The sequence below is a fragment of the Clostridium sp. UMB9555A genome, assembly GCF_030222355.1.
GTDB classification, from domain to species: domain Bacteria; phylum Bacillota; class Clostridia; order Clostridiales; family Clostridiaceae; genus Sarcina; species Sarcina perfringens.
Map to the genome: position 1 here is coordinate 40418 of NZ_JASORQ010000008.1, position 23335 is coordinate 63752.

Below are 23335 nucleotides of genomic sequence, written 5' to 3' on the forward strand. Positions count from 1 at the left end.
TAATATATATTTATACTGAAAGGACATATGCTATGAAAATATGTATTGATGGAAGGGCAGCTACCTTATACCGTGGTACTGGAATTGGTAACTACACTTATCAAATAATAAATAATCTACACCAGATAGATTTTTTAAATGAATATAACATACTTACTCCAGAAGCATCCTCTCTAAAATTACCTAAAAAGAATAACTTTAATTATTTATCCTCAAGTACAAATGATAAGAAAAACTTTTGGGAATTTATAAATACAAAAAATCCTAAAGAAAATATTATAGGTGATGTATATCATATTCCTCAAAATGGTATAGGCTTTTCAAAACCTAATGATATAAAGACCGTAATTACCCTACATGATATTATCCCTATGAAAATGCCTGATACAGTTAGTGAAACCTTTTTAAAAATTTTTAATGAAAATATACAAAATATTTTAGATAACACAGATGGAATTATTACAGTTTCTAACTTTTCTAAAGAAGATATAAGTAAAACTTTTTCCTACCCAAAGGAAAAAATATTTGTTACTCATTTGGCTGCTGAAGAAATATATACCCCATTAAATAAATTCCACTCATCTCAATATCTAAAAAAACACTATGGTATAGATAGGGATTTTTTATTATATGTAGGTGGTTTTAGTCCTAGAAAAAATATTTTAGGACTTATTGAAGCCTTTAACCTAGTAAAAAATTCTTATAAAAGAGATTTAAAGCTTGTCATTATAGGAACTAAGGGACCTTCATATGAAATTTACAGAAAAAAAGTAGATGAGTTAAATTTATCTTCATCTGTTATTTTTACTGGATTTATTCCTATAGAAGATATGCCTATATTCTATAGTGCCAGTAAAGCATTAGTTTATCCTTCTTTTTATGAAGGCTTTGGATTACCTCCTATAGAATGCATGGCCTGTGGAACCCCTGTAATAGCATCTAATTTAACCTCAATGCCTGAGGTATGCCAAGATGCTGCTCTTTTAGTTGATCCTTATGATGTTGATGAAATAAAGGAAAATATACTTACTTTATTAAATAACCATAAATTTTATTCCCTTATGATTTATAAAGGTCTAAGTCATTCAAGTAAATTTAATTGGAAAAAAACTGCTTATAATACACTTGAGGTCTACAAACATATTTCTTCACAAACTTAAAAATATACTCTCTAAAATTTAGTTTTAATATGTCTTATAAAAAATTTATTATTTTAAAATGAAAAGGTACTGTATAAAAATTTAAACATAAAACTTATAGACTTAATAGAATTTCTTACTTCTAAGAATCAATTTATAAGTTTTATTAGTTATTTTATACAGTACCTTTTTCTTAGTTTTATTATTTATTTATATGATTTAATAAAATTTCCTTTTCCTTTGTATACTCTAATTTTCTTTCTAATTTATTTAAGAATGACTCATATTTCCAATCCTTTAATTTATGATAATATTGCATTGAAACAGTATAAAAATCATGAGGGAATCTTAAATATATATACATTAACTCTTTTTCTTCCTTTGATAAGTTGTTTAAATTATCATACTTTTCTATAATTGAATCATACATTTCTAAACTAAATCCAAATCTTTTTATACTCTTAATTATAAAATTACATAAGTCTATAACCCTTAAATTTATATTGCAATAATCAAAGTCTATAAAGCTTACATTATTTTGATTAAATAATATATTATGATATGCAAGATCATTATGGCATAAAGTTATTTTTTCTTTATCTCTACATAAGTCATCATATTTACTCTTTTCTAATAAATCTATACACTTCTTTACATCACTTAAATGATAATCTACTTCTTTTATAAAAATTTCATCAAATTCATTTTTATACTTATATTTCCCCACTAATTCCTTTAGTTTTTCTAAATCTTTTTTGCTATTTATAAAATAATCTTTTAACTTAAAAAGCTCACTATTTTTTTCATTCATTTCCTTTGAAGTAGCCTCTTGAATTCCTCTTCCTGCATTATGAAGTTTAGCTACTGCCTCTGTTATTATTTCTAATTCGATTGGATTAGCTATATTAAATTCAGTTCCTTCAAAGTAGTCTAATAATATATAATCATTTCCCTTCCATTTGAATCTCCACTCTCCATTTGTAAGCTTATTTATTTTTAATATACCATCATATCTTTCCCTTAAGTACTCTGTTGAATGGATTATAAAGTTTAATCTGTCATCATCATAATTTATCATCTTTAAAATCTTCTTACCTTGTTTTGTATCTAATAAAAATACATTTCTATTTGGTCTTAAATCAAATATATCTAGTCCTAAAGCTTCAAATAATTTAATATCTAAATCATATCTACATAAATATTTCTCATCTTTATATCTAATCTTATTCATAAACCTCTCCCCCTACTATATAAGATAATCTTTAACTAATAATTCTTCTAATTCATTACTTTTAATCTTTAAATCCTTTATATAATTATTTTGCAAATACCTCATTGAATTATATGGATACTGAATCAATGAGTTTATATAAACATAACTTTTAAAATCTAAGTTTTCTTTCTCTACTACTTCAAGAAGTAAATCCTTTAATTCATCCTTATAGTTTCCTCTTATCTTTTTTAAATAGTTATAATAATCCTCTTCCACCATATTAAATTTTATATCCTCTGTATTTTTTATAAAAATCCTTTTGTCTCCATTCTTAACTTCATAATATATCCTACCAATACATACTTCTTCCCTTTCCATAGCTCTTCTTATAAGCTCTTTATAATTAATATTATAAATACATTCTAAGCTTTTTTTTGAGGCATCTAAGACCTTATTAATCAATTTATTACTGTCTTCTATTCTCTCTACTCTTCTACTCCAAAGTTTAAAAATTTGAACCTGTTTCCACACTTCATTTCTAAATTTAAATCTTATCCTATTTTCCTCTTTAAAAAATTCCTTGTGAATCTCACTTAGTGTATTTAAATATTCTAATGGATCATAAAATCTTAATTCTCTTTTTTCTCTTTCTATTTCTTTTCTAGGTAATACCTCTATATTATTTTCTCTTAAAAACAATTCTAATTTTTCACTCAAATTTAAATCACCTCAAAGTAAAATTGCTTAATTCATCAACAAAGTTCTGTCTAAACTCTCTATCTTTTTCGTATTTACCTAGTTTCCTTAAAAAATGTTCTTCTTCCCAAGGCTGTTGTTCCCAATAATATTGAAGTCCTAATTGCCAATAAGCTTGAGGAAATTCAATAAAAGAAGCCATAATAGGAAACTCTTCATTCCTTACTTCTTTATTCTTTGAATAACTCTCTATTATATATTTAAATAAATTTAAGTCCCATCTCCCCTCTTTCATTGTTCTAATGCATAGGCTACTTAAATCATGTAAGTGAGAATCTAAAATACAGTAATCAAAGTCTATTATATTTATTTCATTATTTTCTAATAAAAGCACATTATGATTTGCATAGTCATGATGACAAAAGCCTAATTTTTTAACTTCCTTTTTCATATAGTCAAAATATCCACTAGTTTTTATATGAGAAAGTGTTCTTTCAACTCTTTTTAACTCCTCATCCATAATAGAAAGATATAACTTATCAAATTCTGACATATATGCTTTCTGATATATTCTTTTTTTAAAATCAAGAATTTCTTCTCCCCTTGTTTCAAAGATCTTATACCACTTACCCCATGCTATTCTAGGCTTAAGATCTCTATTTATAACAAACCCTTCACTACTATTATGTAGTTCACTAAGCTTTTTCGCTGCTAAGCTTAAATCCAACTTATTTTTATAATCACATTCTCTACATTTTACCCAAGGAGTTAAATAAGCTAATTTATCATCTAGCCTTACATAATCTTTTCCGCAAACAGTATCTAATATTTTAGGAATTGAATTAAAACCATTTTTCATAAGATGCTTTTGAGCAGAAACTATAAAATAAAAATGAGGATATTGATACTTTATTACCTTCAAACAATACTCCTCATCACTGGTTATAACTTTATATGTGTTTTTCACTTTTATTACTTCTTTGCTTTCTATACCATAGTTAAGTAAGATTTTATCCTTTATATAATCATGTTCCATAAACTTACTCCTACTGTCACTTTTTAATTAGTATATGTTCCTTAAATTCTTCTTGTTACATGCACATTTTATATTATTTATTAATATTATTAATTATAATGATTATTTTTCTAAGGAGTGGAATCTTAATGTATAACTTAATAGATGCAAGAGGTGCAACTTGGTATAGAGGGACAGGTATAGGAACATACACATATAACCTATTAACAAACATATTAAAATTAGATAAGGATTCATCTTATGATTTATTATGCTCTGGAGAAAAAATACCTGAGTTTGAAAGTGAAAATACTAAAATAATAATGTCTTCTAGAAAACATCAACGTTTTTTTGAAGATTACTATATACCATCCTATGGAATAAAAGAAAATATAGATTTGCTTCACCTTCCTCAAAATGGACTTGGACTTTCCTCTGAAGGAAACTTTGCAAAATTAGTTACTATTCATGACTTAATTCCTTACATTTTACCTGAAACTGTTGGTAAAGGTTACTTAAAAAAATTTCTTCAAAGTATGCCTGAAATAATTGATAATTCAACAGGAATAATCACTGTATCAGAATACTCTAAAAGTGATATTCTAAGATTTTTCCCACACTTTCCTGCTGAAAATATTTTTGTAACTCCACTGGCAGCTAATGAAAATTATAAACCTTTAGATAAAGAAAAATGCCTATTTGATGTTAATAAAAGATTTAATTTTAATGGACCATTTATTATGTATATAGGGGGCTTTAGCTTAAGAAAAAATGTTAGAGGACTAGTTGATGCCTTTAACAATATTCATAAAAATATTGATGAAAATTATAAACTTTTAATTGTAGGTGGATTAAGAGACGAGGGATTAAAATTAAAGACATATACTGAAAGTTTACCTATAAAAGATAAGGTTATTTTCACTGGATTTATAGAGGATGAATATTTACCAACCTTGTATAACGCAACTACCCTCTTTGTTTATCCTTCTTTATATGAAGGTTTTGGTTTACCTCCTTTAGAAGCTATGAGTTGTAAGACTGCCGTTTTAACCTCAAATATAACTTCTATTCCTGAAGTTGTTCCCTTTAAAGAAAGCTTAGTTGATCCAAATAACCCTAAGGAATTATCTTCAAAACTAGAAAATCTATTAAATGATTCAAAACTTAGAAATAATTTAGAAGATATATGTTTTGAAAGAAGCAAAGAATTTACTTGGGAAAAAACAGCAAAGAAAACCTTAGAGGTATATAAGAAGGTAATAGAAATCTCTAAAAACTCATTAATAAAAGCATAAAAATTTATTTTTTTAAAAATTACAGTTAATAAATAAAACTTATAAATATATTATGAGAATTAATGAATTTTAAATGAAAGTCTAAAGTTTAATTTAAAGAACAATTATTTTATAAACTAGATTAATGTCTAAAATTCATTTAAATATTCTCTTAATATTATTTATAAGTTTTTATTTTCATAAAGATATTTTAATTGATAACTTTATAATTTTTCCTAAAAGCAATTTAATTTGCCATGTTTCTATGATAATCTAAGTTATTTAAAGCTTTCATATGCTTTAATAGGTAGTTAGCTGTTATTCCAATAAAAATGCCAGTTCCTATACCTGCTATAGATAGAAAAGGAAGATAACTTAGTATGCCTATATTTTTAATTACAATAGCTGTAACAATTAATTGTCCTAAATTATGAAATACTCCCCCAACAGTACTAACTCCAATAGCCGATACCTTTTCTTTTAATATATTCTTAGTTAAAATCATTCCTAAGAAACTTAAAATCGTTCCTCCTAATCCAAAAATAAATGTAGAAACTGAGCCCATAATAAGGGTTGATAAAATTAATTTCAAAAATATTAACCATAGGCATTCTTTATAATTGTCTAAGGTATATATTCCTATAACCACTATTAAATTAGCTAATCCTAACTTTGCTCCTGGAGTAATAAAAGGCATAGGTATCATACTTTCAAAAATATATAAAACTAAAGCTTGTGCAACTAATACCCCTATATAAATTAACTTTTTAGTCTTCATGATATATAACTCCCCTTTTTAATTATTAATACTCCAATTAGAATTTTATTTTATTGAACACCTCATTGTCTTAGCCATCTTATCTGTTGCACCTTATTAGAATTCTATTTTATTAAATACTAAATAATCTAAATTTTGTTACTAAAATTCTATAGTATTATAAAATTTAAATCCTAAGCTTTTTGATTTAAACTTAATTTCTTAGTAAGATAATATGCACTCTCCTTCTTCATCACCTTTAATTTCAATAAAAACCCTATTAGGTAGACATACTATACTTTCTCCTATCTTACTTATCTTTCCTTGTTTCATACATACTTTATCTGTACAATTTGAATGATTCATATATACCTGCCCTTTATTTATACAAATCTCATTAACCCCTAATCCCTCTTCAATTTTAATAATCTTATTAAGATTTTCCTTAATCTCTAAACTTTCATATTCTTCTCCATTAACACTTATAATTACTCTTTTTAAATCTCCACTATTATTATTTGAAATAAGAAGTCTAATAGGCATTAAAGATAGAATTATTAAAACTATAATTATAATCAAATCCCACTTTTTCATAATAAACTCTCCCATATTAACAGTTCCTTGTTATGTATATATGATTTTAAAGTTAAAATTATTTGTTTTATTACTCTTTAAGGAATTTTTTTAATATTAAAAAGTATATTTATAGTAACAAAATTATTTAGGAGGAATTTATGAAAAAGAAATTTTTTGCTCTTATATTATCTACTTTAGTAGCTTCTAACTTTATTGCTTGTGGAGCTTCAAACAACTCTAAATTAAAAGATGGGGACTATACTGTAGAAACTGCTAAGGCCGATGATCATGGTTATAAAGCTAAACTAAGCATAAAAGTTTCAGAGGGTAAAATAACTGAAGCAAAATATAATGAATTTAATGGTGAAACTAATGCTATGAAACGTGAAGATAAAGATTATAATGAAAAAATGATAGGAGTTTCAGGAATTGGACCTGCTGAATATGAACCTCAACTTGAAAAATCCTTAATAGAAAAACAATCTTCTGACATAGATGTTATTACAGGAGCAACAAGTTCTTCTAATCAATTCAAAAAATTAGCTGAGAAAGTATTAAAGAATGCTGAAGAGGGAAAAACTGAAGCAACTTTAGTAGACTAGGTAAAACATATTATCTTATTTCTAGGAGGGTAAAATGGAGAACTTAAGACATATTTGTATTTTTCTATGTATGATTTTAACTTTCACTTTAAATGGATGCTCCATAAAAAAAGAACCTATAAGCAAATCTAGTTTTTTTATGGGGACAATAGTAAATATAACTTTATACGATAAATTTGATCAAAGAATTATAGATAAGGCATTTAATAAAATAAGTGAAATTGAATCATTGTTAAGTTTAAATATACAAAACTCTGAAATTAATAAAATAAATGAAAAGTCTGGTATAGAACCAGTAAAGGTTACCAAAACTACCTTTGACATAATAGAAAAATCACTAGAATACTCTAAAGCTTCTAAAGGAAACTTTGATATAACTATTGGGCCTTTAGTTAAGCTATGGGGAATAGGAAGTGAAGATGCAAGAGTTCCTGATGATAATGAAATACTAGATACTATAAGATTAATAAATTATGAAAATATTATTTTAGATAAGGAAAATACCACTGTATTTTTAAAAGAAGAAAATATGGTTTTAGACTTAGGTGCTATAGCTAAGGGATATATAGCAGATCTTATTTCAGATATATTAATAAATGAAGGTATATCTAAGGCTATTATTGACTTAGGTGGCAATATTTTTGCCCTAGGTAAGAAAAACAAAAATGAAAATTGGACAATAGGAATACAAAATCCTTTTGAAAACAGAGGTGCTCCCCTAGGAACTTTAAGTATATGTAATAAATCAGTAGTTACCTCTGGGATCTATGAACGTTATTTAGAAATTAATAATACTAAATATCATCACATTTTAAATCCTAAAACTGGATATCCCTATGATAATAATTTAGCTTCTGTAACCATAGTTTCTTCAAAATCTATAGATGGTGATGCCCTTTCAACCTCAACCTTTGGTATGGGCCTTTCAGATGGCTTAGAGCTAATTGAATCACTTCCTGAAATAGAAGGTATTTTTGTAACTAAATCTAAAGAAATCTTCATATCAAAGGGACTAAAAAATAATTTTAAATTACTTGATAATTCTTTTAAAATAGCAAATTAAACAAAAATTTATATAAATTATTAAAACATAGCTTTTTATTAAAATTAATATTTCCTTTAAATAAAAAGCTATGTTCTAATTAAATGTTTATTTTAAAAAAACTATAGGACTTTATCCTTAAAAAATTAAGATTCTAAAACTGGAATATTTTCTTCACTTTGACTTTCATCATTTAAGTTTTCTTCTGTCTTTCTATGTACTATTAAAGCTACAACCATGGCAGTTATACCAGCTATTAATTTTGATGCTATATAAATATTTATAATCTCAGGTGTCTTAAGAGATACAAAACCTAGCTGTCCTCCAATTACAAAGGCTCCACTTACACTAAAGGCAGTTAAGGCTATTCTTCCCTTAGAACTCATCTTATTAAAACTTTGAAATAATATTATATTTGAAGCAAGAGTTCCTAAAAAAGCCGCAATAGAAAACTCATCTATATTTATCTTTTCTCCTATTTTACTTAAGACTTTTGAAAATTTTTCTGTTATAAAATTAATTAAAGGATATGCTCCTCCTAAGAATATAGCTATTTTACCAACCACACTTAAAGCCTCATCTATAGGTAAAATACTTCCTATAGGCTTTATTCCTAAAATAGATAAAAATCCTAAAACTAAAAGCCCTAATATACTAACAAGCTGTATAAGCTTACCTAATTTAATAAAGAATTTCACTGTCGTATCTTTAAACCTATTCATAAAAACTGCTAATAATATAGCAAATATTATTAATGGAAAAATATTAAATAGTAATAATTTAATATCAACTCCTAAAAATAAGCCTGCAACTATTGGCGCTATAGGTAAAGTCATTATTCCATATAATAAACCTGTTGTTAGGTCTTCAAGATACTTCTCCTCTATAATTCCTAAAGCTAATGGAATAGAAAAGCTTATGGTAGCCCCTAAAGTCGAAGCTATTATTACCCCAGAAATCCAATACATGTGAATATTTGATGATAAACTTTCTGCAATTCCTAAAGCTCCCATATCTACAGCTAAAAACATTGATGGAAATATGGATGAATCAATTCCTATAAAATTGCTTATTGGAGTTAATAAGAATCCTATGCCTTCTCCTATTAAAGGCGAAAGAGAATATATCCCTACCATGGATATAGCTATTGATCCCATAGATATCATTCCATCTTTAAATTTATCTCCCAGCCCCAATTTATTATTATTTATGTAATCAAATCCACTAATTACAAAGAAAATACCTATTATACCAAGCACTAATTTCTCCAAATACTCTCCTCCTTAAAACCTCACTATTTTTTTAGTATATTTGACTAACTTATTCAATTCAATATATATATATTTAAATTTTCAATTTATTAAATATATAAATAAGAATCGTATAAGGCCCTTTTTAAAAAGACTTCTTATACGATCCCCTATTAAAATTTCTTACAAATTATTTGTGGATAATTCCTTATTATCCATTAGTGCTAAGGCTTGATTTAAAATCTTATTACCATTCATCGTTCCATAATCTGCACTATTTATAAGAGTTATTGGTATATTACTATCTACTTTTTTTCTTAAACTATTAAATAAATACCTTACTTGAGGTCCTAACATTATTATATCTGCCTCTTTTTCATATTTTTTAAGCTCATATTCTCCTATTGCAACTATAGAACAATCAATCCCTAATTCATTTGCAGCTTTTCTCATTTTAGAAACTAATAAAGATGTAGACATTCCTAGTGTACATAATAATACTACTTTTTTCATATATAATCCCCCTAAATTAATACCTTTCTTTGCTTACACCATATATTTTTTTATTTTAGATAAAATATATATTTAATTTAAAATGACTATTACTACTATTCTATAGTCAAATATAATAATTAACAATCAATTTTATTGGATATATTTCATTTTTATCTAAAATTTTACATTTTTTTTGTTTAAAATAAAAAAGGACATATATCAAGGTAATAAAATTTATTTGATATACATCCTTTATTAAACTAATTAGCAACTAATGTTAAATTTAAGTTGACTTTCTTACCATCTCTAATTACTTCAACTGGTACTGAATCTCCGTCATTATATTGACTTTTAGCTTGATTTAATTCTTCTAAAGTTTTTACTCTTTTTCCGCCAAATTCAATTATTAAATCCCCTATTTTTAATCCTGCTTTTTCTGCTGGACTAAATTCTTGTACTCCTACAACATAAACTCCTTCTTCTAGCTTATTTTCTTTTGCTAATTCTGGAGTAACAGTTCTAGCTGTAATACCAAGTTTTAATATTGGTTTTGATAATGAACCTAATCTTGTTTTAACTTCATTTATAGGAATTGCAAATCCTATACCTTCAATATCTTCACCAACTTTTTTAGCGGTATTTATTCCTATAACTTCTCCTTTAGAGTTTATTAATGGACCACCACTGTTACCAGGGTTAATAGCTGCATCTGTTTGTATATAATCTAATACATTTCCGTTTTCAGTCTTCATCTTTCTATTTGGTGAACTTACTATACCCTTAGTTACTGTTGAACTAAATTCTTTTCCTAGAGGATTTCCTATAGCAATTACTTCTTCACCAGCTTTAACTGTAGATGAATCTCCTAATTGTGCTATTCCAGGCATTTTAACATCGTCTGTTATTTTTATTACTGCAATATCTCTTTCTGCATCGTAATTTACAACCTTAGCATTTACTTCTTTTCCATCAGAGAATATTACTTTAACTTCTTGAGCTCCATTTATAACATGGTAGTTTGTAACTACGTATCCTTCTTCATTTATTATAAATCCAGATCCTAATCCTTCTTGTTCTTTTACATTAAAGAATTGATCTCTTACTAAGCTCTTTGTAGATACTCCTACAACGGCAGGTGTAACTTTTTCAACTACTTGTGGAACAGTTAATGCTCCATCTTCCCCTTTAAATTCTGGTGGATTAGCTGAAGTATTACTATTATTCTCTAATTTACTTACTGGTATGCTATTTTTGAAGGCATAATAAACTCCTCCAGCTCCTATAACACCTCCAAGCATAGCTACTATAACAGCGCCTGCTACTAAGGCTATTCCTCTTTTAAATCCACTCTTTTTCTTTACTTTTTTGTTTTTACTATTATCATTAGATTCTTTTGAGCTTTTTGCTTTTATATCAGAGGAGTTTTTATCTTCCTCTCTTTTAACTTCATCTTTTGAATTAATTTTATTATCTATATTTAATTGCTGAGTTTCATCTATGTTAGTTTGCTTCGTATCATTATTTGACTCTATATTTTCTTTATCTTCTATGTCCTTATCTGAATCTAAAGTTTTATTTTCTTTATCATCAAAACCAAAGTAGTCATTTAAGTTTTCATCTTTTTTATTGAAATCACTCATTATTCATACCCTCCTAAACATTTGTTTTCCACATGTTTATAATAACCATTTTTTGTGTCATTTATATGTCATGTTTATGTCATTTCTATGTCATAGGATATGTCTATATTCTTAGGCTAATTCTGCTCTTCCAAACTATTATCTTGAATAAATCTTATACTATCTAAAAATAATTCTGGCTCCTCTAAAGGTATAACATCTGTCTTATTCTTAGCATTTATTATTTGAACTTTGTTGTCTAAAGTGAGTTTCTTTAAACTCTCTTGCTCCTTAGTAAAAGCATTATCATTAACTATTATGCTCAAAGGTTTACCATTTAATAGACCAGATTTTTGTGAATTACTACTTTGCTCTAAAATATTTGTAAGCTCACTATAGTATCCACTATTATAATCACTTTTTGTTCTTAAAATATTATATACCTTAAGATTTTCATTACTTAAATTTTCCTCTAAACCATTTGGATTTTTTAACATACCAAATTTATTCATTATTGATGTTAACCCAAAATATGAACCATACTTTTGTATAAATCTACTGATTTTTTGACTTGAATACTGTTCCATATAATCTTTATTTTTACTTAAAGCTTCTTCACTTATTGGATCTACAAGAATAACTCCTTGGACTAAGTCAGGATAAAGTTCAGCAAAGTTACACATTACTAATCCACCATATCCTTCTCCAACAAGTATGTATGGTCCACCAATTCCTGATTTTTTAAGAATCATTCTAAGATGTTGAGCTTGTTCTTTAATACCATCATCCTTTACTGATTCTGAAAAACCATAGCCTGGTCTATCATAAGAAAATGTTCTATAACCATATTCTTTTTCTATAAGCTCTTGAACCTTACTCCATTCACTTAGTCCTAGACCTATATCAGAACTCATGATTATAGTTGGTTTACTTTCTCCTTGGAAATTGTAATAATTTTTCTTACTATCAATTCTTACATACTTAGTATCTGGTTCTATTTTTTTACTATCTATTTTGTTTAATATCATTTGATAAGCAAAACCTATAAATACTAGAGCTAATATAAATATAAAAATATTCCTAATTACGTTTATAGGCTTTATTTTTATATTCTTGTTCATTTTATGAAATCCATTTGAGTACGGAATAAACCTCATTGATAATTCAGCCCCTATCTTTCTCCTAATCTTAAATTAGGTTTTGCGTTAAGACTCATTTCAGATACATTTCCCTTTAATAATTCAAAATATGCAGCACTTCCTATCATGGCAGCATTATCTGTACAAAGTATTGGTGATGGGAATAAAACCTTTATTCCTCTCTTTTCTCCTTCTCTAAGAAGATTTTCTCTTAAAGCACTATTAGAAGCAACTCCACCTGCAATGGCTATTTTATCTGCCTTTCTCATCTTACAAGTTTTTATTGCATTATCAGTTAATACTTCAACTACGGCCTTTTGGAAACTAGCTACAACATCAGCTTTATTTATTTCTTCATTTTTCATTTCCATCTTATTTAAATAATTTAATACAGCTGATTTAACTCCACTAAATGAAAAATCTAAGGTATCATCATGGAAATTAGCTTTTGGGAATTTTATAGCATCACTATTTCCTTCCTTAGCTAATTTATCTATTTTAGGTCCTCCTGGATATCCTAATCCTACGGCTCTTGCTACCTTATCGAAAGCTTCTCCAGCTGCATCATCTCTTGTTTCACCTATTATTTCAAATTTTCCATAGTCTTCAACGTGGACTACAAAAGTATGTCCTCCTGATACAACTAAACAAACAAAAGGTGGCTCTAAGTCTTTATGATCTATAAAGTTAGCACTTATATGCCCTTCTATATGGTTAACTCCTATTAATGGTTTATCTAAAGAATATGCTAATCCTTTAGCATATTGAAGTCCTACTAAAAGCGCTCCAACTAAACCTGGACCATATGTAACAGCTATTGCATCTATGTCATCAAATGTTACTCCTGCAACTTCTAAGGCTTCCTCTACTACTGCATTTATAGCTTCTATGTGCTTTCTTGATGCAACCTCTGGGACTACTCCACCGAATTTTGTATGTATATCTATCTGAGAAGATATTATATTTGATAAAACTTCTCTACCATTGACTACTACAGCCGCTGCCGTTTCATCACAACTACTTTCTATTGCTAATATAATTTTTTTATCCATTTTTATCCCTCTTAATTTTAATTTTTCATGTAAACATAGAGTATTATACTTTATCTGTTAAATACTTTCAAGAAATGTAAATACATAATGTTACATTATGATATAATCTATATTATTATATCATATGATTGGAGGTTTACTATGAATTCATACGCAAAAGTTATAGTAAAAGGCTCACCTATTACTAAATCAAATTTTAAGCTATCAAATTCACAAGGTAGAGCAATTTTACCATCCAATTCTGGAAAATATCATGATAGATATGCATTGTATGAAGAGCAAATTGCTTACGAAGCAAGAATTCAAAATCCTAATGTTATTTTAGAAGAATCTTTAATAGCAGTATTGAAAGTTTATTATAAAAGTTCTAAGAGACATCCAGATACAGGTAACATAACAAAAAGTATCTTCGATGGAATTGAAAAGAGTGGATTAATAATAAATGATATGCAAATAAGAAGAATAATAACAGAAGAATTTTATGATAAAGAAAATCCTAGATTTGAATTAGAGCTTTTTGGTGAAAGTTCTTATAGTTTTAATTATGAAATAAATAAACGTAAAGAAACAGTTGAAAAACTTCTTTATTCACCACCACCTAATAAAAAACGAAAAACTACTAATACTAATAAAGAAGAAAAAGGTTCTTCCATAAATAAAGAAACTTCAAATAAGGTATGTGCTATTTGTAATAAGGCTATTTTTGGAAATGATTTTGTTACAGCTAATAAAGGGACAACTATTATTTGCAAAAAATGTTTACTAAGAATGTAGGTGATTATATGAATATAATTTGTATAGGAGACTCCCTTACCTTTGGCTATGGTGTAGGACAAGAAAATTCTTGGGTTTCTCTTTTAAATGATGAAAAAAACAAATTCATAAACAAAGGGGTTAATGGTGACACTTCAACTGGTATTTTATCTAGAATATATGAAATATTAAAATCAAGTGATTCTAATATTTGTTTAATTATGTGTGGTTCAAATGATATTTTAATGAATAAGTCAATCCATTCAATTATTGATAACATAAGGTTAATGACTGATGATTGTAATTCACTTAACATAAAACCAATAATTTTATCACCTCCCAAAATATACAATGACTTAGCTATTAAAAGGTGGGATTCTTCTATTGATTATGAAAAATGTAATTCTAAGCTAGAGAATTATACTAGAGAATTAGATTTATTCTGTGAAAAAAACAATTTGTTATTTATAGATTTAAACTCTAATCTTCCTTTTGATTCTTTAAATTATACTGATGGATTGCACTTAAGCATAAAAGGAAATATATTAGTATCTAATTTAGTAAAAACGAGTTTAAAAAATTATTTATAATTCTATACCTTTGAAATTTTGAAAATTTCACTAAAACAAATATTTCTTTTTAATCATAACCTTCTTTAAAGCATAAAATAAGACTAAAATTCAAAATTAACTTAAATATTAATCTGAATTTTAGTCTTATTAAAAATTAATTTTCAAGATACTCTTTAATGGCATCTCCAACTTTAAATCCTTCTTTTGTTGCTAGATCAGATAGTTCATAGGCATGCAGAACATTTCCACAAGCAAATATTCCACTTTCTGATGTTTCAAAGTTTTCATTTACTAAAATGGTTTCGCTACTATTAGATATTCTTAATCCCATCTTTTTCCCTAAAGCACTTTCTGGTATCCATGGAACTGATATTAAAAGTGAATCACATTTTATAAAACTTTCCTCTTCTCCACCTTTACTTATCATTACTCCCTCTACTCTTTCAGTACCTAAAACTTCGTTTACTGTATATCCAAGTTTAACAGGAATATCAAAGGCCTCAATTATATTTTCCACAATATATTGAGAAGAATTTAAATAGTCCTTACTTTCAATTATGGCTTCTACTTTAGCTCCCTCTATAATAAGTCTTCTAGCAACAATCATATCACTATCATGTGAACCTATTATGACTATCTTTTTTCCTGGAAGATAACCATAAAGATTTATAAATCTATGAGCAGTTCCTGAAGTATATATACCTGTAAATTTATTTAAAGGGACACTTACATTTCCCTTAAACTTTTCTCTACTTCCAGTAGCTAGAACTATTGCTCTAGTTTTCATCTTTTTCATACCTTCATCTGGATTAACATAACTTATTTCTTTATCTTTAGTTATTTCTAATACAGTAGTATTTAATTTAACATCTATGCCTAGATTATGAACTTTATCAACTAGGTACTCAACAAATTCACTTCCAGTAACAGCTTCTCCTAAAATTTCTTTTCCAAAGCCACAATGTATGCAGTGGTTTAAAACTCCACCTAGAACATCTTCTCTTTCAAGAAGCAGAACTTTTCCTATGCCATTTTCTTTTGATCTTATAGCTGCTGCCATTCCACTTATTCCGCCACCAACAACTACAACATCATACTCACATAAAATATTCTCCATACTCTAAAAATATTTTCTCCTCTCAAAAGTATTATAACTTTATTACCTTATTAGAAGTATTCATAGATTCAACTATAGTGTACATATTGCTTATTTCTCCTATAGCTAAATCATCCTTTATTCCATAAAAATCTAAGCATGTTCCACAACTTAGTATCTTAACTCCACGCTTTTCTAAGTTTTGTAATGATTCTAAAACTTCTGATCCTTTAACAGTAAGCTTAACTCCACCATTTAAGAATATAAGTTCCTTAGGTATAATATCACTTTCTGATAAGGTATATAGGTATCCTTTCATAAGTATAGTACCTAAATCATCATTACCTTGACCTAATTTATCAGTACCTACTACTATTACAAAGTCATCTTCATTCTTTTCTATTTTATTCTCACCATTTTTTTCTATTTTAATTATATAATTTCCCTCTTTTTCTGAAGCATCAAAATTATATCCACATCCGTCTGCATACTTACAGATATTATTTTTTGCTACTTCATTATCAACTAATACTTCTGCAACCCCTTCTTCTATTGAATCAAAATATTTTTTTGTATTTATAACTGGCATTGGACAAGCCATACCTAAACAATCTATTTTTTTCATGACCTCACCTCTTAAAATAATCTATATTATAAAGATATCACATTTTTGTAAATTGAGAAAATCAAAGTTATTCTAAAAAAGTTCTTTTTAAACTTTTTTGTAATAATTCCTTCATACTATGAACATATTGTTTTATGATATAATATTAACAGCTTTGAATAATAAAAGAAGGGGTGTTTCAATGCAAGAAAAAGTTAAATTAAATAACAGGCTTTCTAAATTTAAGGAGTCTCTTAATAAAAATGCTTTAATAAGACTAGGTTTTTACATATTTACTCTTATAGCTATAGTTTTAAAAGGAGCACTTTTTTTAGGTTTCTCTTTAAACCAAAACCTTTACACACTTAATTTTGGTTTAGGATATAGACAAGCTTCTTATTTTATTAATTATTACATAGCATTTGCAGCAATATTTGTAAGTATATGTTTTTTATTTAAAAACAAAGGTAAATTTTTCTCATTAATAATTGTAGATTTATTTATAACCTTAATTACAGTAATGGATATTTGGTATTTTAGAGGATTCCAAACAGTTCCATCAGTAATGCTATTAAAACAAACTGCTAACTTAGATAATCTTGGAGATAGTATTTTTTCAATGGCTAGTCCATATGACTTACTATTCTTCGTAGACTTTATTATTTTAATAATAGCTTTTATAATTTTCAGAAAAAGCTTTAAAAACTGTAAGTCTAATTGGAAAGGTACTTTAATTGTTTTACTTGTATCAATTTGTTATATAGGCTATGTTCCTTTTAACGTTAATGTATTAAAAAGAGAAAATGTTAAAAATTCATACTTATTTAGTAACTATGATCCAACTAACACAGTAGAATACTTCTCACCAATTGGTTATCATATTTTTGATATATATAATGTTTATAAGAATTCTAAACCTTATAAAATGACAGCTGATGATGAAGCAAAAATAAAAGAATATTATGATTTCAAAAATGAGAATCTTCCTGATAATGAATTTAAGGGAATGTTTAAAGGAAAGAACTTAATAGTAATACAAGTTGAGTCCCTTGAAGACTTTGTTATAAATAAAAAAGTAGATGGACAAGAAATAACTCCAAACATAAATAAGTTATTAAATAATTCAATTTACTTACCTAATATATTTGAACAAGTTAACGAAGGTACAAGCTCTGATTCTGACTTAATGGTTAATACTTCTATGTTACCATTAAGACAAGGAAGCACTTTCTTTAGAAATCCAGCTACAACTTATAACTCATTACCTAATATCTTAGAAAAAGATGGCTATAGCACTATTGCTATCCATTCAGATAAAGGTTCTTTCTGGAACTATGCTCAAGGTTTAAATGGTATAGGTTTTGATAAGTTTGTAGATTACTATTCATTTGATCGTGATGAAAATATAGGTCTTGGATTAAGTGACGGAAGCTACTTTAGACAAATTGAACCAATGATTAAAGAATTAAAACAACCATTCTATGCATTTACAGTTACTTTAACAAGCCACGGACCATTTGATTTACCAAAGGAATACCGTGAATTAAAACTTAGCCCTGAACTTGATGACAATGTTTTAGGAGGATATTTCCAAAGTGTTCACTATACAGATGCTAAAATAGGAATGTTCATAGAATCATTGAAAAAGGATGGCCTTTTAGATAATACTGTTATTGCAATAGAAGGTGACCACACTGGTCCTCATAAATACTATAACAGTAAGATAGAATCATTATCTAATCCTGAATCTTGGTGGTTAGACAATGGAAACCATACAGTTCCATTAATTATTTACAACCCAAGCATTAAAACACCTGTAAAAGACGATGTTTACGGTGGTCAAATAGATATAATGCCAACTCTTTTATATCTATTAGGTGTAGATAATAATGTATATCAAAATACAGCTTTAGGTAGAAATCTATTAAATACTAAGAGATCTTATGCTGTTTTAACTGATAAAACAATTAAAGGTGAGCTTACAGATAAAGAAAAAGAAATAGTAGGAAACGTATTAGATTTATCTGATAAAATGATTAGAGCAGATTATTTTAAAGATAAAATACCTAATGATAATTCTAAAAATAATTAAAAAAAAGAGAGCTGATTTTACATCAGCTCCTTTTTATTTTTTAGAGACCTAAAACTAAAAAAACAGTAGATAGTTTTGTTTTTTACACCAAACTATCTACTGTCCCATATTTATACTTTAATAATAAATTATTATATTCTATTCACTTATTTTCTTAGCTCCATATACATTTTCAACAGTCTCATCCCAATACTTTACATAATCTCCTACAGCCCATTCAGCCATTACAATCTTTTCATCGTTATTTATATTTATTTCACCTAATCTTTCACCAATTCTGCCATCAATAACTTTATATATTGATAACTTATCTTTAGCTAATGTTATGGCTATTTTCCCATTTGGTGCTGTAACAACATCTCTAACATCCCTTCCAAGAGATAAAACCTGACTCCATGGAACTGCTAAAGTATCATAATTAACTAATATAGGAACTGGATTTATATTTATATCAAAAGTTTTAGGATAATCCATTGAATTCTTTTCATTCAACACTCCTTCTAAATGCCAATTACCATTTTTTCTTTGAAGGGTTATATTAGAGTATTTATTTTTAGAATAATACTCTCTTCCATCAATATTATACTTTTGAATAGCATTCTTTTCGCTTTTATTATAATTCTCCTCTTGTTCTTTTCCAAATAAATTCACTATATCCATACTCTTATGGGTATCCATAGTATTAATAGGGATTATACTATACTCATTAAAAGTACCTCTAAAATCATCATTTCCAGAATAAGATTCTAATCCTATATAGTCATTTCCTACAAAGGTTATTTCCTCGTATATTCCTTCTGTATTTTTCTCTCCCTTTATTTCAGTCTTATCGTTAGGATCTTTCTTTTTGCTTGTAACCTTAAGTTTATTTTCAAATTTACCATTATCTAAAGTTGAACTTAAACTTATATTGGAGAATCCATTTATTCTTGGTAATAAAAGAGAATTATCTAAAACCATTATTGGCTGTAATTCATTGTTAATTACAGAAATCCATAAAGTTTTATAAGAAGCTTCCTCAAAATCATCATCTTCTATATGTGCAGGTTCCTTAAGTCCAAGTAAAATTCCTACATCCTTTTGATAATACTCTGGACTTATAGTGTTTTCTCTTTTAGTTTTATTAGCACTATCTGATTTCTCTGATTCACTAATCTCTTCTTTTGTGACAACATTAGAAACTTTCTTTAGCTTAATAAGATTATCAGTTAATAATAAATATGCCTCGTCATCATTAATTGAAATAATACTTAAATATGTCTTGTTACTATCATATATAGAATTTACATCTATATATTCACTTTTTATTGCATCCTTTATTTCATTTTTTATTGATATGTTATCTATTTCTCTAAAGAATACCTCTCTCTCCATTCTCTTTAACTTAAACTTCGGATTAACTATGCTAATGCCATTTGCAACTACGCCATCCTTACTTATATTAACAATATCATCTTTCTCTAAGTGAAAAGCACCACTTACGCTACCTGAATTATTTTCATCACTATCATGTAACTTACTTACTACTTCCCATTCCCCTAATATCTTTATATTATCTGACTCTGGTGGAGTTATTTTAGATATATCAAAAGATTCTTTTTGAGAACATCCCATCATAAAAAAGCTAATAATAGTAAAGAAGACTAAAAAAATTTTCTTCATAAAACACCTCTTTTGATTAATTTAAATCATCCTCAACACTCCTGATTAATTTCTTAGGTAAATATATAACCACTTTCGTTCCCTTACCTAATTCACTATAAATTTCCAAAGTCCCTTCATGTAAAGCTATAATTTCATCACATATTGATAATCCTATTCCATTTTGCGACTTTGAATTTTTACCCTTGTAAAATTTCTCTTTTACTCTTGGCAACTCTTCTTTACTTATTCCGCATCCAGTATCAATTATATTTATATATATTCCTTCATCTGCATATACAAACTCTATTGTTATCTTTTCATTTTCATGAGTGAATTTAAAAGCATTATCTATTATATTTATAAATACTTGCTTTAATCGGTCCTTATCTCCTACAATTATAAAGTCCTCTGTAATCCCTTTTAGTATAAGTTCTTTATGTTCTCTTTCTGCCCTAGGATTCATATATAACCTTAAGTACTCTATAAATTCTTTTAAGTTTATTTCTTCATATTTCAATTTTATTTTTCCGCTAACAAACTTTGAAAAGTCTAATAGTTCCTCTACCATATTACTTAATCTATCAGCTTCTTTTTCAATTATGTCAAATCCCATCTTTAAGGTTTCTCTATCTGTAAAATCATTATTTAAAGTTATTGCCCAACCTTTTATTGATGTTAATGGTGTTCTAAGTTCATGAGAAACTGAAGAAATAAATTCATTTTTTAATATTTCCCTATTTTCAATTTCCTCTGCCATTATATTAAGACTATCAGCTAACTTTTCAATTTCATCATTAGTAACAATCTTATTTCTTACTTTTAAATTTCCCTTAGCCATTTGTTCAGAAACTTTTATTAATTCTGTAATTGGATTTACTATACTATTAGCTAAGAAGTAACTTAAGATTATACCAATAGCTAAAACTGTTAATCCTATTACTAAAAATACTAAAAAGAAATTTAATATAAAATTATCCACATTTCTAAGTGAACTTATATATCTAATAACTCCTACAATTTCATTTGAAGAATTTCTAAGTGGTGCTGAAATGGCCATTACTTTACCAGTATAATCAGGCACCGTTCCAACCCACTTTGCCGTATCTCCTTCTAATGCTCTTTTTACATCTACAGGAGTATTATACTCTTTAGGCTCTAAACCTATAGAATCCATTATTAACTGCCCTTTTAAGTTATAAATTTGAACTTGAGCATCTGTTTGCTTCCAAAATATATCTACATCTTCATAAACATTTTCTTCTAGACTAACATTTGATAAATATCTTTTATAAAAATCTACAGATATATTAATTTGACTTAATAATATTTCCTCTGTATTTTGATAATAATATCTAGAAATAAAAATCAAAAACATGGCTGAAACTATGATAATAGTTGATAATAAAAGAACTAAAAAGTTTTTCATTAGCCTAGTCTTTATACTCTTCATAAAATATGCTCCTATCTTTCACCTATATATACTAAAAAAACTTAAAATATAAGCTTATAACTACTCATTCTATACTTTGTATTTCCTTATAAAATTACTATGAATACCTTAATATATAGATTTATCCTTTCCACTAAATCCTATTCTAATCATACTGCTTTAGGATTTTTTATAAAAACAGATTTATCTCTTCCACCTATATCCTGTTCCCCATACAGTTTCTATGTATTTAGGCTTTGAAGAATTATCCTCTATCTTTGATCTTAATCTTCTTATATTAACATCAACTATCTTTGGATCTCCAAAAAAGTCTATCCCCCATACTAAATTCAATAATTCATCTCTAGTAAAGGCCTTTCCTGGGTTTTGCATGAATATTTTCATTAATAAAAATTCTTTAGGTGTTACATCGATTTCTACATTTTCTTTATATAAACTTTGAGAATATAAATCTAATTTAAAATTATCTACTTCTATACAATCACTATTATTTTCTTCATTTATTCCTTCTAACCTTCTTATTAATGCTTTTACTCTTAAAGTTATCTCTAGTGGATTAAATGGTTTTAAAACATAATCATCTGCTCCAAACTGAAGCCCCATGATTTTATCCATATCTTCACCTTTAGCAGTTAACATTATTATTCCCATTCTAGGAAAGCTTTCTCTTAACTTCTGACATACTTCAAATCCATTCATACCAGGTAACATAACATCAAGTATTGCTATATCTGGCTTTTCTATTAAAGCCTTTCTTACTCCTTCCTCTCCACTTTCACATTCTATAACTTGAAAGTTTTCTCTTTGAAAATTTATTCTTAAAAAGCCTCTTATACTTTCTTCATCTTCTACTAATAAAATCTTCATCTCTATTCTTCAACTCCTTATATATACTTTTTAAATTTAAATATATTAAATTTTTTAATTACATTAAATATGTAATAATATTGCGTTGTTCCTTTTTAATTATACCAATACAACTAAAGTTTTTTGTTAATAAAAAAAGATATTATTTTATCCTTTCTTAATTATATACAATATCACACTTTCTTTAATTACAAATAGCTTACACTAAAAATACTAAATTAAATAAAATTTTCTTTAAATACAAAAAAAGCTATAAATTAATATAACTATTAATTCATAACTTAAATAATCTATTTTAAATTAAATTTTTGCAAAAAAAATGGCTCCTCGGAGAGGACTCGAACCTCCAACCTATCGGTTAACAGCCGAGTGCTCCACCATTGAGCTA

22 protein-coding genes are annotated in these 23335 nt (G+C 27.0%); 7 read left to right on the plus strand and 15 right to left on the minus strand.

The window, feature by feature from the left end; translation table 11 throughout:
- The first annotated feature begins 32 nt into the window (after nt 1–32).
- Nucleotides 33–1160, plus strand: a complete 1128-nt coding sequence (locus tag QP548_RS14815; RefSeq protein WP_061429119.1) for a glycosyltransferase family 4 protein — start codon at nt 33–35, stop codon at nt 1158–1160.
- Between the two features lie 181 nt (nt 1161–1341).
- Here the strand turns inward: QP548_RS14815 and QP548_RS14820 are convergent, their stop codons facing one another.
- From QP548_RS14820 to QP548_RS14830, 3 genes are read right to left on the minus strand one after another with little or no spacing between them, the layout of a single operon-like run.
- Complete coding sequence (locus QP548_RS14820; protein WP_061429120.1) at nt 1342–2370, minus strand: CotS family spore coat protein; 1029 nt, start codon at nt 2368–2370, stop codon at nt 1342–1344.
- Between the two features lie 15 nt (nt 2371–2385).
- Entirely contained in the window at nt 2386–3069 is a 684-nt protein-coding gene (locus tag QP548_RS14825) for a hypothetical protein (RefSeq protein ID WP_061429121.1), read from the minus strand.
- A 7-nt stretch (nt 3070–3076) separates the two neighbouring features.
- The gene (locus tag QP548_RS14830; protein WP_061429122.1) at nt 3077–4084 is read right to left on the minus strand and encodes a CotS family spore coat protein; all 1008 of its coding nucleotides are present in this window, start codon (nt 4082–4084) and stop codon (nt 3077–3079) included.
- 128 nt (nt 4085–4212) lie between these two features.
- Between QP548_RS14830 and QP548_RS14835 the strand changes: the two genes are divergently transcribed.
- Nucleotides 4213–5358 (plus strand): glycosyltransferase family 4 protein, encoded by a 1146-nt coding sequence (locus tag QP548_RS14835; RefSeq protein ID WP_061429123.1) that lies wholly within the window; start codon nt 4213–4215, stop codon nt 5356–5358.
- 226 nt (nt 5359–5584) lie between these two features.
- Here QP548_RS14835 and QP548_RS14840 read toward each other — a convergent pair whose 3' ends face one another.
- Nucleotides 5585–6115 carry a Gx transporter family protein gene (locus QP548_RS14840; RefSeq protein WP_081109966.1) on the minus strand — a complete coding sequence of 177 codons (531 nt, stop codon included), beginning with the start codon at nt 6113–6115 and terminating at the stop codon, nt 5585–5587.
- A gap of 201 nt (nt 6116–6316) precedes the next feature.
- A complete protein-coding gene (locus QP548_RS14845; RefSeq protein WP_061429125.1) occupies nt 6317–6688 on the minus strand; it encodes a NusG domain II-containing protein in 372 nt (123 codons plus the stop codon).
- A gap of 140 nt (nt 6689–6828) precedes the next feature.
- On the opposite strand from QP548_RS14845, the gene QP548_RS14850 reads away from it, so the two are divergent.
- Together QP548_RS14850 and QP548_RS14855 are read left to right on the plus strand one after the other, a co-directional pair.
- Complete coding sequence (locus tag QP548_RS14850; RefSeq protein ID WP_061429126.1) at nt 6829–7272, plus strand: FMN-binding protein; 444 nt, start codon at nt 6829–6831, stop codon at nt 7270–7272.
- Between the two features lie 34 nt (nt 7273–7306).
- The gene (locus QP548_RS14855; RefSeq protein WP_061429127.1) at nt 7307–8335 is read left to right on the plus strand and encodes an FAD:protein FMN transferase; all 1029 of its coding nucleotides are present in this window, start codon (nt 7307–7309) and stop codon (nt 8333–8335) included.
- A 125-nt stretch (nt 8336–8460) separates the two neighbouring features.
- Here QP548_RS14855 and eutH read toward each other — a convergent pair whose 3' ends face one another.
- From eutH to tsaD, 5 genes are all read right to left on the minus strand, one after another.
- On the minus strand, nt 8461–9585 hold the full coding sequence (gene eutH / locus QP548_RS14860; RefSeq protein ID WP_061429128.1) for an ethanolamine utilization protein EutH: 1125 nt from the start codon (nt 9583–9585) through the stop codon (nt 8461–8463).
- 162 nt (nt 9586–9747) lie between these two features.
- Nucleotides 9748–10077: a PTS sugar transporter subunit IIB gene (locus tag QP548_RS14865; protein WP_011010832.1), complete on the minus strand. Its 330-nt coding sequence runs from the start codon at nt 10075–10077 to the stop codon at nt 9748–9750.
- Nucleotides 10078–10319: 242 nt separating this feature from the next.
- On the minus strand, nt 10320–11699 hold the full coding sequence (locus QP548_RS14870) for a S1C family serine protease (protein ID WP_061429129.1): 1380 nt from the start codon (nt 11697–11699) through the stop codon (nt 10320–10322).
- Nucleotides 11700–11815: 116 nt separating this feature from the next.
- A complete protein-coding gene (locus QP548_RS14875; protein ID WP_061429130.1) occupies nt 11816–12835 on the minus strand; it encodes an alpha/beta hydrolase in 1020 nt (339 codons plus the stop codon).
- Nucleotides 12836–12849: 14 nt separating this feature from the next.
- Nucleotides 12850–13869 (minus strand): tRNA (adenosine(37)-N6)-threonylcarbamoyltransferase complex transferase subunit TsaD, encoded by a 1020-nt coding sequence (gene tsaD, locus QP548_RS14880; RefSeq protein WP_003452273.1) that lies wholly within the window; start codon nt 13867–13869, stop codon nt 12850–12852.
- 141 nt (nt 13870–14010) lie between these two features.
- Here tsaD and QP548_RS14885 point away from each other — a divergent pair, with 141 nt between their 5' ends.
- Both QP548_RS14885 and QP548_RS14890 read left to right on the plus strand, forming a co-directional pair.
- Nucleotides 14011–14643 carry a RusA family crossover junction endodeoxyribonuclease gene (locus QP548_RS14885; protein ID WP_061429131.1) on the plus strand — a complete coding sequence of 211 codons (633 nt, stop codon included), beginning with the start codon at nt 14011–14013 and terminating at the stop codon, nt 14641–14643.
- Between the two features lie 8 nt (nt 14644–14651).
- The gene (locus tag QP548_RS14890; RefSeq protein ID WP_061429132.1) at nt 14652–15212 is read left to right on the plus strand and encodes an SGNH/GDSL hydrolase family protein; all 561 of its coding nucleotides are present in this window, start codon (nt 14652–14654) and stop codon (nt 15210–15212) included.
- A gap of 136 nt (nt 15213–15348) precedes the next feature.
- On the opposite strand, the gene QP548_RS14895 is transcribed toward QP548_RS14890, so the two are convergent.
- A complete protein-coding gene (locus QP548_RS14895) occupies nt 15349–16311 on the minus strand; it encodes an NAD(P)/FAD-dependent oxidoreductase (RefSeq protein ID WP_061429133.1) in 963 nt (320 codons plus the stop codon).
- A 31-nt stretch (nt 16312–16342) separates the two neighbouring features.
- Nucleotides 16343–16915, minus strand: coding sequence for a sulfurtransferase-like selenium metabolism protein YedF (yedF, locus tag QP548_RS14900; RefSeq protein WP_057257338.1), 573 nt, complete (start codon nt 16913–16915; stop codon nt 16343–16345).
- Nucleotides 16916–17096: 181 nt separating this feature from the next.
- On the opposite strand from yedF, the gene QP548_RS14905 reads away from it, so the two are divergent.
- Nucleotides 17097–18986 carry an LTA synthase family protein gene (locus QP548_RS14905; RefSeq protein ID WP_061429134.1) on the plus strand — a complete coding sequence of 630 codons (1890 nt, stop codon included), beginning with the start codon at nt 17097–17099 and terminating at the stop codon, nt 18984–18986.
- 138 nt (nt 18987–19124) lie between these two features.
- On the opposite strand, the gene QP548_RS14910 is transcribed toward QP548_RS14905, so the two are convergent.
- The 3 genes from QP548_RS14910 to QP548_RS14920 form a co-directional block, all read right to left on the minus strand.
- The gene (locus QP548_RS14910; RefSeq protein WP_061429135.1) at nt 19125–20648 is read right to left on the minus strand and encodes a hypothetical protein; all 1524 of its coding nucleotides are present in this window, start codon (nt 20646–20648) and stop codon (nt 19125–19127) included.
- Between the two features lie 16 nt (nt 20649–20664).
- Nucleotides 20665–22080, minus strand: coding sequence for a sensor histidine kinase (locus QP548_RS14915; RefSeq protein WP_003452521.1), 1416 nt, complete (start codon nt 22078–22080; stop codon nt 20665–20667).
- 183 nt (nt 22081–22263) lie between these two features.
- Nucleotides 22264–22947, minus strand: coding sequence for a response regulator transcription factor (locus tag QP548_RS14920; protein WP_061429136.1), 684 nt, complete (start codon nt 22945–22947; stop codon nt 22264–22266).
- Between the last annotated feature and the right edge of the window lie 388 nt (nt 22948–23335).

Excerpts from the sequence above, each read along its gene's own strand:
- QP548_RS14845 (WP_061429125.1), bottom strand. The coding sequence starts at position 6,688 with ATGAAAAAGTGGGATTTGATTATAATTATAGTTTTAATAATTCTATCT.
- QP548_RS14915 (WP_003452521.1), bottom strand. The coding sequence starts at position 22,080 with ATGAAGAGTATAAAGACTAGGCTAATGAAAAACTTTTTAGTTCTTTTA.
- yedF (WP_057257338.1), bottom strand. The coding sequence starts at position 16,915 with ATGAAAAAAATAGATTGTTTAGGTATGGCTTGTCCAATGCCAGTTATA.
- QP548_RS14850 (WP_061429126.1), top strand. The coding sequence starts at position 6,829 with ATGAAAAAGAAATTTTTTGCTCTTATATTATCTACTTTAGTAGCTTCT.
- QP548_RS14910 (WP_061429135.1), bottom strand. The coding sequence starts at position 20,648 with ATGAAGAAAATTTTTTTAGTCTTCTTTACTATTATTAGCTTTTTTATG.
- QP548_RS14855 (WP_061429127.1), top strand. The coding sequence starts at position 7,307 with ATGGAGAACTTAAGACATATTTGTATTTTTCTATGTATGATTTTAACT.
- QP548_RS14865 (WP_011010832.1), bottom strand. The coding sequence starts at position 10,077 with ATGAAAAAAGTAGTATTATTATGTACACTAGGAATGTCTACATCTTTA.
- QP548_RS14835 (WP_061429123.1), top strand. The coding sequence starts at position 4,213 with ATGTATAACTTAATAGATGCAAGAGGTGCAACTTGGTATAGAGGGACA.
- QP548_RS14840 (WP_081109966.1), bottom strand. The coding sequence starts at position 6,115 with ATGAAGACTAAAAAGTTAATTTATATAGGGGTATTAGTTGCACAAGCT.
- QP548_RS14895 (WP_061429133.1), bottom strand. The coding sequence starts at position 16,311 with ATGGAGAATATTTTATGTGAGTATGATGTTGTAGTTGTTGGTGGCGGA.
- QP548_RS14905 (WP_061429134.1), top strand. The coding sequence starts at position 17,097 with ATGCAAGAAAAAGTTAAATTAAATAACAGGCTTTCTAAATTTAAGGAG.
- QP548_RS14815 (WP_061429119.1), top strand. The coding sequence starts at position 33 with ATGAAAATATGTATTGATGGAAGGGCAGCTACCTTATACCGTGGTACT.
- QP548_RS14885 (WP_061429131.1), top strand. The coding sequence starts at position 14,011 with ATGAATTCATACGCAAAAGTTATAGTAAAAGGCTCACCTATTACTAAA.
- QP548_RS14820 (WP_061429120.1), bottom strand. The coding sequence starts at position 2,370 with ATGAATAAGATTAGATATAAAGATGAGAAATATTTATGTAGATATGAT.
- QP548_RS14870 (WP_061429129.1), bottom strand. The coding sequence starts at position 11,699 with ATGAGTGATTTCAATAAAAAAGATGAAAACTTAAATGACTACTTTGGT.
- QP548_RS14830 (WP_061429122.1), bottom strand. The coding sequence starts at position 4,084 with ATGGAACATGATTATATAAAGGATAAAATCTTACTTAACTATGGTATA.
- tsaD (WP_003452273.1), bottom strand. The coding sequence starts at position 13,869 with ATGGATAAAAAAATTATATTAGCAATAGAAAGTAGTTGTGATGAAACG.
- QP548_RS14920 (WP_061429136.1), bottom strand. The coding sequence starts at position 22,947 with ATGAAGATTTTATTAGTAGAAGATGAAGAAAGTATAAGAGGCTTTTTA.
- QP548_RS14890 (WP_061429132.1), top strand. The coding sequence starts at position 14,652 with ATGAATATAATTTGTATAGGAGACTCCCTTACCTTTGGCTATGGTGTA.
- QP548_RS14875 (WP_061429130.1), bottom strand. The coding sequence starts at position 12,835 with ATGAGGTTTATTCCGTACTCAAATGGATTTCATAAAATGAACAAGAAT.